General features: G+C 52.3%; 10 protein-coding genes and 2 CRISPR repeat arrays. All 10 genes read right to left on the reverse strand.

What is annotated here, in order from left to right; all coding sequences use genetic code 11:
* Positions 1 to 3 precede the first annotated feature (3 nt).
* Positions 4 to 1,007: a CRISPR direct-repeat array (repeat unit 29 nt; unit sequence CGGTTCATCCCCGCGTCTGCGGGGAACGT).
* A gap of 75 nt (positions 1,008 to 1,082) precedes the next feature.
* Positions 1,083 to 2,573: direct repeats of the CRISPR family, unit length 29 nt; unit sequence CGGTTCATCCCCGCGTTTGCGGGGAACGT.
* Positions 2,574 to 2,636: 63 nt separating this feature from the next.
* The gene (cas2e, locus tag NTX75_05915; protein ID MCX5815765.1) at positions 2,637 to 2,945 is read right to left on the reverse strand and encodes a type I-E CRISPR-associated endoribonuclease Cas2e; all 309 of its coding nucleotides are present in this window, start codon (positions 2,943 to 2,945) and stop codon (positions 2,637 to 2,639) included.
* Positions 2,926 to 3,852 (reverse strand): type I-E CRISPR-associated endonuclease Cas1e, encoded by a 927-nt coding sequence (gene cas1e / locus NTX75_05920; protein ID MCX5815766.1) that lies wholly within the window; start codon positions 3,850 to 3,852, stop codon positions 2,926 to 2,928. Before cas1e ends, cas2e begins: the two co-directional genes overlap by 20 nt.
* A 64-nt stretch (positions 3,853 to 3,916) precedes the next feature.
* Positions 3,917 to 4,963: a Fic family protein gene (locus NTX75_05925; protein ID MCX5815767.1), complete on the reverse strand. Its 1,047-nt coding sequence runs from the start codon at positions 4,961 to 4,963 to the stop codon at positions 3,917 to 3,919.
* Entirely contained in the window at positions 4,960 to 6,021 is a 1,062-nt protein-coding gene (locus NTX75_05930; GenBank protein MCX5815768.1) for a PDDEXK nuclease domain-containing protein, read from the reverse strand. The genes NTX75_05925 and NTX75_05930 overlap by 4 nt, the downstream gene beginning before the upstream one ends.
* A 61-nt stretch (positions 6,022 to 6,082) precedes the next feature.
* Positions 6,083 to 6,757, reverse strand: a complete 675-nt coding sequence (cas6e, locus tag NTX75_05935) for a type I-E CRISPR-associated protein Cas6/Cse3/CasE (GenBank protein ID MCX5815769.1) — start codon at positions 6,755 to 6,757, stop codon at positions 6,083 to 6,085.
* The gene (gene cas5e, locus NTX75_05940) at positions 6,744 to 7,439 is read right to left on the reverse strand and encodes a type I-E CRISPR-associated protein Cas5/CasD (protein ID MCX5815770.1); all 696 of its coding nucleotides are present in this window, start codon (positions 7,437 to 7,439) and stop codon (positions 6,744 to 6,746) included. Before cas5e ends, cas6e begins: the two co-directional genes overlap by 14 nt.
* A gap of 3 nt (positions 7,440 to 7,442) precedes the next feature.
* Positions 7,443 to 8,606: a type I-E CRISPR-associated protein Cas7/Cse4/CasC gene (gene cas7e / locus NTX75_05945; protein ID MCX5815771.1), complete on the reverse strand. Its 1,164-nt coding sequence runs from the start codon at positions 8,604 to 8,606 to the stop codon at positions 7,443 to 7,445.
* Entirely contained in the window at positions 8,603 to 9,121 is a 519-nt protein-coding gene (casB, locus tag NTX75_05950; protein MCX5815772.1) for a type I-E CRISPR-associated protein Cse2/CasB, read from the reverse strand. Before casB ends, cas7e begins: the two co-directional genes overlap by 4 nt.
* An 11-nt stretch (positions 9,122 to 9,132) precedes the next feature.
* On the reverse strand, positions 9,133 to 10,659 hold the full coding sequence (gene casA, locus NTX75_05955) for a type I-E CRISPR-associated protein Cse1/CasA (protein MCX5815773.1): 1,527 nt from the start codon (positions 10,657 to 10,659) through the stop codon (positions 9,133 to 9,135).
* On the reverse strand, positions 10,656 to 13,310 hold the full coding sequence (gene cas3, locus NTX75_05960) for a CRISPR-associated helicase Cas3' (GenBank protein ID MCX5815774.1): 2,655 nt from the start codon (positions 13,308 to 13,310) through the stop codon (positions 10,656 to 10,658). The genes casA and cas3 overlap by 4 nt, the downstream gene beginning before the upstream one ends.
* Positions 13,311 to 13,321 lie beyond the last annotated feature (11 nt).

The following is a 13,321-nucleotide window of genomic DNA, read 5'->3' on the forward strand; positions in this document are numbered from 1 at the left end:
ACCCGGTTCATCCCCGCGTCTGCGGGGAACGTGCAAACTCGTTTGGATTTGCCGAACCGGTTGTCGGTTCATCCCCGCGTCTGCGGGGAACGTAAATATAATTTATTTTATTTAACACCAAATCGCGGTTCATCCCCGCGTCTGCGGGGAACGTTAAAAAAATCCCCCAATCAGATTGATGTTGCCCGGTTCATCCCCGCGTCTGCGGGGAACGTGCGGCAAGGCTGTTAAGCCCTTCGATGACTACCGGTTCATCCCCGCGTCTGCGGGGAACGTGTCTAACTGGTGTCAATAATATCAACAGGTTACGGTTCATCCCCGCGTCTGCGGGGAACGTCTTGGTGATATTCGTTGCAAACTTGCCCGTGCCGGTTCATCCCCGCGTCTGCGGGGAACGTTAAGGACATCGCAGAAATATGTTCACCGCAAGCGGTTCATCCCCGCGTCTGCGGGGAACGTTTGAAATAGACCGAGAGGCCTATCACAAATTTCGGTTCATCCCCGCGTCTGCGGGGAACGTAGAAATAAGCGATGATAATATGATGGTTCGGGCGGTTCATCCCCGCGTCTGCGGGGAACGTGGTAGACCCTGTTGACGGGTTGTCCGTGGCAGCGGTTCATCCCCGCGTCTGCGGGGAACGTAATATATTGTGTTTTTTTAGTTGACCAGGCAACGGTTCATCCCCGCGTTTGCGGGGAACGTGCATCACAGTTTAATTTATCCCAATAGAGAGGCGGTTCATCCCCGCGTTTGCGGGGAACGTTTTCATTGCGGGGGCGGTAATGGGATTAGCGGCGGTTCATCCCCGCGTTTGCGGGGAACGTTAAAACATTTATTACAAAACTGACACATTACCCGGTTCATCCCCGCGTTTGCGGGGAACGTTGCAATTCCCGCAGAATATTTTAATTTCGTTCGGTTCATCCCCGCGTTTGCGGGGAACGTGTTTAATATAATATCTCCACACTGCATGAATTCGGTTCATCCCCGCGTTTGCGGGGAACGTTTCTTCGGGTACCCAGAGGCCGGAGTCGTCAAGGGTTCATCCCCGCGTTCCTGTCGAGATATCAATGCCGGCGTGCGGTTCATCCCCGCGTTTGCGGGGAACGTGGATTTTGAAATTTCAACACCGTCTTTTAGCACGGTTCATCCCCGCGTTTGCGGGGAACGTATCGGCACCATACACCCGCCGCCAGTAACCATCGGTTCATCCCCGCGTTTGCGGGGAACGTGGTTATATGCGCCTAAACGATAAAGGGGCAGCCGGTTCATCCCCGCGTTTGCGGGGAACGTCCATTCATTTGAGACAATCACAACATCATTTTCGGTTCATCCCCGCGTTTGCGGGGAACGTCGGAGCATGAATAACAAGAAGATTTTTACTGCCGGTTCATCCCCGCGTTTGCGGGGAACGTTTAATCCGGCAGCTTCGAAGATAATAGCAAAGCGGTTCATCCCCGCGTTTGCGGGGCGTTTAATCCGGCAGCTTCGAAGATAATAGCAAAGGGGTTCATCCCCGCGTTTGCGGGGAACGTCGCACCATTTACGACGACCAGATGAAAAAGGCCGGTTCATCCCCGCGTTTGCGGGGAACGTGAACATTCTCCCACTAAACAGGTTTTAAAGGACGGTTCATCCCCGCGTTTGCGGGGAACGTGTTGTTGTGGTTTTTTAACATCTATTTGTATCCGGTTCATCCCCGCGTTTGCGGGGAACGTTCCTGGGATGCAAGGTAGAGACGGTCCAGAAACGGTTCATCCCCGCGTTTGCGGGGAACGTGGGCAAATCATCCGCACGCAACACGACAACCCCGGTTCATCCCCGCGTTTGCGGGGAACGTGAATACATAATCACGGATGCTGTCGATTATTTCGGTTCATCCCCGCGTTTGCGGGGAACGTTCTGTCGTGTCGATCTCACCATACATCTTGATCGGTTCATCCCCGCGTTTGCGGGGAACGTTCGGTGTCAATTGCACTTGTCGTTACAATGAACGGTTCATCCCCGCGTTTGCGGGGAACGTCGTCAGGTATCTGGTCTATAATATTTCTCGCGCGGTTCATCCCCGCGTTTGCGGGGAACGTAAGTGTGAGCGGGGTTCTATACATATTACACGCGGTTCATCCCCGCGTTTGCGGGGAACGTAGCATTTTTTCAGCATTGAAAAGGTTAATCGCCGGTTCATCCCCGCGTTTGCGGGGAACGTCACGGCGGGCAGTTCAGCTTATGGATTGCTCGAGGTTCATCCCCGCGTTTGCGGGGAACGTAGCAAAAATCACATTCACAACTGACCAGGGGTCGGTTCATCCCCGCGTTTGCGGGGAACGTCAAATGGCTACCATCGGCAAGAATTGGAGTATCGGTTCATCCCCGCGTTTGCGGGGAACGTTTGCTGAAAACAAGTCTTTATACCGCGTCAGGCGGTTCATCCCCGCGTTTGCGGGGAACGTGATGGTGTTATAGGCTATTCACCCATCGCATACGGTTCATCCCAGCGTTTGCGGGGAACGTATTCATACTATCCGTATTGCTCAACACATTACCGGTTCATCCCCGCGTTTGCGGGGAACGTATTTATTGGAAGCTATGAAAATTATTATCAGTTTTCAAAGAGCAAAATTCTACCAAAAAAAATCTACAAGGAATCGGCCTCTCCATCCTGCGATATTTCCGGTAAAAAAGAAACCAGTTTCAATCCATCAATCTCCACCGGTTCACGCCGGTTAGCACCACATGTCACAAAATCAAACCCTGATTCCGTGTTTGTATTCCATGCCATCACAGCGTTGCCGTCTTCAATCCCTTTTATCACAGTGTCCCAGATCATCTCCCGCACCCTCCTGGTGACATTACCCACGTATACCCCTGCCCGTACTTCCAGAAGCCAGATTGCCAGACGCCCGCGTAATCTTGGCGGTGCATTCTCAACCACGATGACCAGCATCGCCGATGACCTCCTTATTGGGAATTGCCGGAGCTATCGATTCATCAGGCCTTCCAGGGAAAGGGAGACCTCCGGCACTCAGCACCTGTTCAATGGTGGGAATTATTCGGCGCAAGAGACGACTTTGCCGGAAGGCATCCCGGCAGGCCAGACGAACTTCCCTTTCGGGTTCTTTGGGATTCTTTGACGCAATGCGAAACGCCATGGGCACTACTGTTTCAAACTTGAAGAGATCGGCAATGTCATAGACGAATGACTGCGGTTTGCCCGTGTGAATGAAGCCCACTGCCGGTGCATATCCTGCCGCCAGAATAGCCGCCTCTGTCACACCGTAGAGACAGGCCGTGGCAGAACTGAGACAGCGGTTAGGCACATCACCGCTTTCCCATTCGGTGTAGTCATAATTCCGGTGAATCCATTTTACGCCATACTGACGGGCAAAAAGCTCGTACATCTTCCTCACCCTTACCGCCTCGATGCCCCTCAATTGTTCAATGCTGCGCCTTTCGGGCGGCTTCTCCTTAAAGCGCATCTCATACATCTTGCGGACAACTTTGAGCCGTGTTTCATCATCAAGGGCGAGTTTTGCCTGATAAAGGAGCCTGTCGGCTCTTGCCCCTCCGGGCTGCCCTGCCGAATAGAGACGCACCCCGGATTGACCCACCCAGATGAGAAGACACCCCACACGCGACGCCAGGACGACAGCCGCATGAGATACCCGCGTACCCGGCTCCAGCATGATGCATACCAGACTGCCAACAGGGATATGGGTCCGAATACCATTCTTATCAACCACGACAAAAGCCCCGTCGAGCACGTCAACGTTCCCCTTCTCCACATAGGCTACAGAAATCCGATCTTTTATGGGAATAGGTTTTAGGGGAGGAAGAATTGGTTCACCGTTCATCGATCATATCTCCTTTTTGAATATCGTTTATTATCACCTTTGTTATCACATTAAACGGTTATTATCACCTTTTCCGCCACTTAGCCCCGCGACCTGTTCCCAAAACTTCCAGCTTCCCTTCCGCACGTAGCGCCTCAAGTATGACTCGAATCATAGGCCGGCTGACCCCTGAACAGATGCTCGCAAGGTCTCCTACGCCGAATTCTTCCGGAAGATGTTCGATTGCCTCGCGTACCCAGGCTGTTTTTGCCCCACGGCTCGAACGAATAATGCCAACACGGTTTTCAAATTCTCTGTAAGCAGCAATTAAGATCCCAAGGCTATATTCCCACCATGGAAGAATTGCATGCCTCCTCCCCTCTTTCCAGTTTTCAGAAACACGATTCAGGACTTCATAATAGCTCTCTTTGCTTTCCTCAATCAGCCGTTCAAGACTGATATACCGGCTCACGTCATAACCGCTCTGATGGAGCAGCAGCACAGTAAGCAACCGGGATACACGCCCGTTTCCATCGGTGAAAGGGTGGATACAGAGGAAATCAAGCACGAAGGCGTGAAGCAACAGCAGGCGGTCTATCCGCCCTTCTTCCCACAGACGATTAAAGCGGGTGCACAACTCATTCATATAGAACGGTGTCTCCTGGGCTGAGACAGGCATATATCGCGTGATCCACCGTCCATCCGGGAGCCTTTCCTCAATCGTATTGTCTCGCCTTTTCCATTCACCGGCAGGAAGATCGGTTCGGCTGAGCATGTCACGATGGATTTTCAAGATCGTTTCCGGTGTTATAGAAAAACGTTCATAGGTAGTGTGAATGCGGGATAACACATCTTTATATCCCAGAACTTCAGCCTCCGACCGGTTTGCGGGGGTGGCTCCTTTTTCCAGAAGTGGCTTAAGACGTTTTTCATCAACAATGACCCCTTCGATCCGGTTCGATGATTCAACGCTTTGAATAATGGCAACCTGCTTGAGTGTGTTCAAGACCTGGGGCATCTGTCGTGTATAGAGCTCCTGCTTTCCCCTGTATTCGCCCAATAGGCGCATGGTCCCGGCAAATTCCAGAGGAATTGCCTGTTGTTCAAGAAACTCACGATCCAATGACTTCATTCTCTAACATCCTCCTGAGATAACTTTGTTTCCATTTCAAACATGGAACGTTCTCTGAGCAGCTCGGCTGTCAACTCCTCTTCGGAAGGCAAGTACAGCTTGTATCGGGAGGCAAATATCTGTTTGTTGTCTTCAGGCAGTGTATATCGGACTACCGCGTCACTCTTGTCGGAACAAAGAATGATGCCGACAGGCGGATTATCACCTTCATTCATCATCTCCCGTGTGTAATAATTGACATACATCTGCATCTGACCCAAATCCTGGTGCATCAAAGTACCGACCTTCAGGTCAATCAGAACAAAACACTTGAGGATATAGTTGTAGAAAACGAGGTCGATATAGAAATGCCGACCGTCGAGCGTGAACCGCTTCTGCCGAGCCACAAAGGAAAATCCTTTTCCCAGTTCCAATAGGAAGTCCTGTAACTTATCTATGAGCGCCGATTCGAGGTCCTTTTCCCGAAAACATGGGGCATCTCCGAGTTGGAGGAATTCAAGCACGTATGGATCTTTGATCAAGTCTTCGGGCGTGGGTCCGGTCTCCAGTTGGGCAATTTCTTCTCTTACCGGCTTTCTGTCACGACTGGCAAGCAGACGCTCATAGTAGAAGGAGTTAATCTGTCGCTCAAGCTGGCGAGTACTCCAATTTCCGACGATACATTCCTCCATGTAGAATTTCCGTATATCCTCGCGTTCGACCTTGAGCAGCAAGCGATAGTGAGTCCACGATAATTCTGAACGCAATGCGTTCACTTTTGGATAAGCGAGGAAGAAACTACGCATAAACCAAAGGTTACGGGAATCAAATCCTTTCCCAAATTCAATGGATAGCCTTGTCGAAAGCTCCTCAATTAAACGTGTTCCGTACACCGCCCGTTCTTCTCCTTGCTGCTCTTCTTCCACGATCAGTCTGCCGATATTCCAGTACGTCTGCACCATTGCAATATTTACCGAACGGTATGCCTTGCTCCGTGCCTCAACAAGAACAGCCTTTATCTGATTGTAAACTCCAGAGATTCCCTTCTCAACCGCTGTATCTTTATTGTTTTCCCTCATATCCGCCTCACAAGCATCAAGCCGCAACCGAAGGCCTTGGCAGGACCGATGCCATAAACCTTCATCCTATTGGCACCACCGACAGGAGTCCAAGTCCCATGACTTTTCCATGGCCGATGCCGTTTTGCAGCGCATCCCTGAATTTCACCGGGTCGGTAACCGTGAGAATTCCGTCGTAGAGTACCGAAAAAATCCGAAGCGCATTACCGGAACGCTGGTTGCCTCGGAGCATCTGCTCCTGTGATATCCGCACATCGCTCCGCTCCCCTGTTGTTTCTAAAAAATCGAAAGATGCAAGTTTCGGTAGCGAGAATCCATGCTGCACCCCTTTGCGCTCCAACCATGTTTCCTGCTCCTCCAACCGTAGTAACCCCAGACGCTTGCCATTGCGTGTTACGCAGGGGTTAGCACGCACCCTGTAACGAAAACGTTGCCCGGCCGTAAGTAAATCGAGTTTGAGCCGGTCTTTCAGGTTAATGGCTGGGTCAACCTTTGCCAACCATCGTTCGATCCCAATGCCAGTCCAGTCTGGGATGGACCTGCTTTGTACCAGAATGCGTGGGAGTCCAGTGGGGTCAGCCTCCGGCTCAAGCCTCCACAGAAACTCGCCTTCAGGGCATTTTCTATCCGGCATACTGAAAGCTCGGCACAAGGTGGAGTGAAGCTGGTAGTGATCGGACAGGTCGCGCCTGGCCTCCCTGCAACGTAGATCAAGATGAATTCTATGCAGGAACATAGCTCACCTCCTTATGGAAGGGAATCCATTCGGAGCGCACAAAACGTGCCCCGAAGCGTCTTTCGGCAAATGACGACAGTGGCTGGTCCATCTTGAGTACGCCCGATTCGTCCTTTGACTCAAATGAGACCAGGAGTTTCTCGGGAATCTCTTCCCATCTCCGCTGAGTCGCAATCCATGGCCACCGCGCCAAAACTTCTCGCAGCGAAGCATCCTGTAGACCATTGTCAATCCAGATTGGTTCGGAGGGCACATAGGATTTGCGTCCCAAGGCGAGCGGCCAAGTCGGGTTCATCAGCTTGACATGTGCTTCTTCAAGAAGCGCATGTTCATCGCCTTCAAGCCCTACCAGAAAAGCCGCATCAGCAAGGTAGTGACGCTGGGAAACAACGCCATCCCTGGAAGGGCTTCCGTCCGCCTTAATGATTGTGTCGGTTGAAGCGCATCCCGCTGTTTGATAATCCCGCTTGGGTACCCCTGGCCGATCATGACGCACCCCCATCGATAGACGTGTTAGTGGTTCCAAATCCAACCAGTTCTCGCGGTCTATACCGAGGGCGGCAGCCAAAAGCCCGATAACACCGGACTTGCTCGGTTCCTTCCCTGTATCGCGTTGGTCAAAACGGCTGGTGGTTCCCCATGATTGCAAAGGCCCCACCAAGCGAAGCAATAGGGTGGGCATAGGTCACTCCTTTACGGCCAGAATGGCCTTTTCTAAAAGGGTCTTCAATGTTGTCTCAACAGTTCCGAAACCTTCCAATTTGGCATTGACAAGATTCAAAATAAATGTATCATCCTGGCCACCAAAAGCAGATTGGAGGGCAGTTGCCTTCTTCGCGAGTTCCTCTGCTGACTTCCTGGTCAATGACTCATCCTTTCTCACACGAATAGGGATTTCAAAGGCGTTGGCCAGGTTTCTGGGTGAGGTGTTTCGCCGCACAGAAACGACGACAAACTCTGGCGGATTATGGGCAGCGAAGGAATTCTGCATGCCGGTAGGCTCGGCTACTACAAAGCCTTCCAAGAAGGCATGTAGCCCCTTGCTGGCCAGTTCCGTGTCTTGTTGGAGATTCGCCACGAGTTTCTCCCAATCAATCACAGCGTAGCGGTAAAAACAGGCTGAATTGAACTCCACGGTTCCCATCATGTCGGCACCGGCAGTATCCTCCGGCTTGAGGTCGTCCACGGCGGTGTAGAAGTCGAATTCCCGCTCGACAGCATGGGTCGAAATAGCGTGTGCCACCTGGCAGGCAGCGTTCTGGTTTTTCTCAGGCATATCGGCCAGCATGCGCCCGAAGAGCGCCACATCCAGGGCCTTGCCGCCGTTAAAAATCTTTTCGAGGGCCTTCTTTAATTCCGGATCGGCGCTCTGGGCGGCCTGTTTCTTAGCCTTGCCAGGCTTCTTGCCTTCAGCAGGCGCGGTTGTCTCGGATGGGGCAATGGAGTCCCATCTACCATGGATGATATCTGCAATGCTGGAAATTTCGCGCTGCCCAAGAAAAAGGAGATATTCGCTCTTCCCGTCGTCTTTCACTGAGAGCTCGATGGCTGCCAGTGCCAAGCGCGCCTTTTCAGTAGCTTCAGTCTCGCCCCTTCCTTTTTCGATCAAGGCACTGGAGATGGCATCCAAGACACGCTTGGTACGGACAGCGATATCATCCTTTTTTAGAGCCTGTTGTTCCACCAGTCCCAGGAAATGCTGACGGATCGAACGTTTGAGACATTGGCTGGACACGCGCGCGCGACGAGCACCTCCGAAGAGGGCATCCTTAGGGGCTCCGGTGTCGTCCCGGTTCAGGTTTGACGGGACAAAGTTCTGCAGGGCATGAATTTCGATCAGAGTTTTCATTTGTTTTCTTCCTCCTTTATAGTGGGTTCTGTTTCGTTCTCATGTTTAATATTTCGGTAGAAGTCTCGTGCCCAAGAGTTCTGGGTACGCTTCTGGTCGTCGTTCCAATACAGGAGTCCCTTCAATAAGGCGTCGAAGTCTATGGAATGTTCCTTGAGAAGGGCGATCGTTTGACGCAGGCGGTGCGTCAATTGGTCGGGATCGGCATCGAGCAGGTTGATGAAGCGGTTCTCGGTATTCGTGGAACCACTTGCCATCTGGTAAGTCGCGCACGCCTGTCCGAGCGACGTGGGCTTTCCTTTCTGGCCTTCGCGCCAGTGCATGGCCCAGAGGCCAGCCACCAGATAGTGCATCTCCCGTCGCCAAGGGTTGTCTTCATCCTTCACAAAAGGTTCGACATAAGGATAAGCAGGCACATATGTGCCAGGATCGAAGGCAAGACTACGTCGCAAGACAGCCCTCACCTTGGTGTCTTTTTCATTCAGGCCTTCCAGCCATTTGATGAATCCGTTCATGATTCCTCCTTCTACGTTTCGAGTTTCTTTATCTCGTCATTTAGCTCCTTCAGTTTGCGCAGTACCGGCCCTTCAGCTTTCACGAGGGCACGGATGGCCCAGGCATCGCCTGTGGATACCGACGCGCTGTGCTGTCTCCATGCAGACTTCAAAGTGTCGCGGACCGCCTTCAACCATTGGTAGCGAATGGCATCGGAATCCCGGTCGAGAGTGTATTCACGCAGGATATCGTGAAAGTTGGATTCCAGGGTGGACCAGTACCATGAGTTCGCGGGCATCTGTTCCATAAAACTACTGATATCCTTGCCAGTTGGTTTTCGATCCCCCCGACTCAAGAGATCACGCGCAAAGGAACGGCAGGCCATCCAGAGGGATTTCTGGACATCCTCGGCATCCTCGAGGAGTTGTTTTATCTCTGTTCGGATGAAACGTTCTCCTGCCAGCGCCTCCGGCAGGGCGAAACACTCCATCCGCCAGTACTCAATCTTGGCCTTGTTGTTTGACTGACCAAGTACGATTACCGATCGCGGGAACCGCTCACGCTCCGAGCGGGTTAATGTTGTGGCATGTTCGATCACTTGGGGCGCAAGATGCGACTCATCGGGGAGCAACGAATCAAAATCCCGCCAGAGTCCTCGATCACGGAACTGGATTGGTAGTTTTCCTCTTTTATCATCAATTCTGTAGGCAAACATAGGATCAACGTGATTCTGAGATGAACACGCTACACCTGATGCGAAAAGCAATTCACCAACTGTCAATCCATCCGCATGGAGGTTGAATCGGATAGATCGCGTTCTCCATGAATACAGGTCAGCCAATCCATTGATGGCTCTTTCCGCACCTTGTTGAAGTAATGTTATAGAGTCTGGTTCTCTCTCCCAGACAGGGATATCAACTTGTAATACTTCTCTATTTTCTGGGATTAGCGAAAAAACGAGTGTATCGAGAAGGGTCATTCCCAATGGCACGATCATTACCGAGGTTGCAGATGGTCCACTCTTGGTGTAGTTGAAATCGCTGTTTCCTCCGCCAAGGGCGAAAGTTTGACAAGCTATCAAAAACCGTACTGCCTTGCTCGAAGGGATTAAGCCTGCCCCAGTAATCTCAATATGATCAAAGAGAACTTTGGCATTATCTGCATTATGCTCTGCGGCCATTGCTATCCATGGTCGCCACTTCTTTTTACCTTTTTCTTCTTTTGGCTCATATCCAGGCACCTGATAGAATGGATACTTCTCATCAAATAGCCAGAACCGATTCCGCCACTTTTCCAAGTAGCCAGTGATCTTCTCGCCCGGTAGACCATCCCTGAACAGAACCTTCGCCTGCTCAATGTCCATCGGTCCTTCAAGGGCTCGGTACAGGACCGCGAGCAGAAAGCGATGCAAGGCTGCCACGACCAGCGGGGACGGGTCCTCGATGGCTGCTATTTCACGGGACCGTAGCAGGGTGTCGCGGATGCCCAGTTCGTCGCGGGTTCCATCAGGGAATCTCACCGGAATCCATTTCTCTTCAATCAGGTTGAATCGCCTCATTTGGCCTCCTTTGTCTCGTACACCAGTCCTAAGTCGTCATCCAGCCTCACGGTCGCATCCTCCAACCAGTATCCCTCCGCGTTCAACATCAGCGGGAAACAGTTCCGCAACAGCGGGGACTTCTTCCACCCTTCAGGTACCCCCGACGCCTTAAGTTCCTTGACCACGCCCTTGCGCGACAGGCTCACGGCCCGGAGAAACCAGCCTCTTGCCTGAAAGAAGTCCGGTATCTCTTCGGCTCGGAATCCGTCTTCCAAAAATAACGGGATAGCTATAATTGATTCTTCACCAAGCCTGGTTCGAGCCATGAGGGTTCGATGCACACCAAGTTCGTCTTCGTCGTACAGAACAAATCTCTCCGGCTGGTTCCATGATGCATCATCGGGGAAGCCAATGATAGCCTGGTTTGCCTGACCATGCTTGAGAACAGCTTCGCCCTCGCCTTTCATCAAGGATTTCTCCAGTCTCTCCCACAGAGATTCAGGCAGCTTCGCCTGCTCTTCGTACACAGCCTGCACCAATGTATCGATCTCGTCCGGCAAGGTCAAACCTTGTCGCTCTCGGAGTAGACTCCACGTGCGCAACAGCACATCTTCACGATAGACAGCACCCCACCACAAAGGCTTTCCGAATGATGGTGGTTCGTCACCGGAAAGTCCCGCCACAAGGAGGGTCGGTTCGGAAACTGGCCTGGAGGCACGCGCGTGCCGCCACAAGCGTCCCGCTCGTTGAAGTACAAGGTCTATGGGCGCAAGGTCAGTCATGATCAGGTCGAAGTCCAGGTCGAGGCTCTGCTCGGCTACCTGCGTGGCAATGAGGATTTTACGGCCAGTACGAGTTCCGTGTTCTCCAAAAATCCCCAGGACCTGGTCTTCGCGTTTCTGACGCTGGTCTGCCGGAAACCGAGCATGGAAAAGGAATACCTCCGTGCCGTCAGACAGGCGTTTACCCACTTGCTGTCCTTCGCGCACCAGTGGTTCCCCCACAGGGAACAGTCTGTAAAGATCCTGCGCGCGCTGTACCGTATTGACCAGTACCAGTCCCATGCCGCCACTGGCAAGGTGCTCTTCCAATGAAGCGTACATACTGGGCAAATCCGGGGGAATCCGCAGGAGACGCAGAGTCTTACGACGTGCAGGATCAGCCTCGAAATGTTTCTGTGCAACTTCGCCTGAGCGAAATATGGAAAGGCGTGGGTATGGCTTCTCTTGTTCTGGAAAGTCAGCACCTACCACATCAGCCAACTTGCGGCGAATAGATGGCGGTAAAGTTGCAGAGAGAAGCACCACCGATGAGCCAAGTGCAAGGAGCCAGCGCAACAGATGAACCAGAAGTGTTCCCGTGTAAGCGTCATAAGCATGGATCTCGTCGAAAACAACCACACGATTTGCCAAGCCCCACATACGAACAAAGTTGTGTCGCACAGGCAAAATGGGCAGGAGTGCCTGATCCACTGTACCCACGCCATATTCCGATAGAAGCGCTCGCTTCTTGTTTGTGAACCATTCTCCAGCACGGATCTCACCGCCCGTTTCGGGATCGTGGATGCCTGAAAACCGCAGATTCTGGAAGGTGTCGTTAAGTAGAGTCGCTCCGTGCAGCAATTGCAGGTCGAGCTTTCGGTCTATTTCTTGGTGCCACAAGAATTTCAAGGTTCGCTTGAACATGGCATTTCCGGTGGCTTTAGTCGGCAAAGCGACATACAAGCCACGGTGCCCAAAGCGTCGCTGCAACTCCAGATGTGCAAAAAAGGCTGCCTCGGTTTTGCCCTCGCCCATGGGGGCTTCAATCAACAGAATCGCGGGGTTATTCATATCAGCTAATGCATCAGCAACAGCCTTCTGCAATGGGCGAGGAGCGAAGCCAAAGACCTGCTCGAAGGACTTTAGCTCCAAGGAAAGCGGGGTTCTGGGTTCCCATCCGATTGTGTCCAAGGCCTTATCGGCACGGGCTCTGCGCTTATTGAACCATCCCTGCAAGGCCCCACAGTCCGCGATGGTGCCAAAGGGGAACCAATCTTCGTTAGAACCAATCCAGTCAGCAAAGCTCGTGAGTCCCGACAAAAGCATAAAATCTGGACCGGACAGAGACTCTTTTGAGGGTACTCTGTCGGGGTGAAAAACCTCTTGGATGGATTTAAAGAGGCCATGACGAGCGTCCACCCATTCTGGGTTGCCCAGTGCCCTACGGTTTCCTTCCAAGCTATACAAGGTTGTCGGATTAGCCCTCTCTCCGTGGTGACATCCTACCGCATCGGCCACCAACCCAGCCAACTCATAAGGCCAGCCCCTCTCGTAAAGCAACTCCGTCAGGACGATCTGGCTTACAAAAGCGTGATTAATCTTGGTATCAGGACTTCGAGGGAGTTGCAAACCCGTCATGGGGGCCTCCGGCCACTTATACTGGAAACCAGGACAGGCCTTTCCTATATCATGACAGGCCACTATGAGCAATAACCACGCTCTTGCATCCTCCCACTCCAAGCCCAGGATTGCTGCCATCCTTTTGCGAGTCGATTCCGGCTCACGCGCCAGGATGGCATCCACGCTGGCGGCCACATCAAGCATATGAAAAACCAGAGGGTGCCACCTTCCGTTGCCATCCCTGTCCGTTTTCGCCCAAAGATTTGCTATTGCTTTATAAATATCCATGTACACCTACA

Source organism: Pseudomonadota bacterium (assembly GCA_026388315.1).
In the GTDB taxonomy this organism is placed as follows: domain Bacteria; phylum Desulfobacterota; class Syntrophorhabdia; order Syntrophorhabdales; family Syntrophorhabdaceae; genus MWEV01.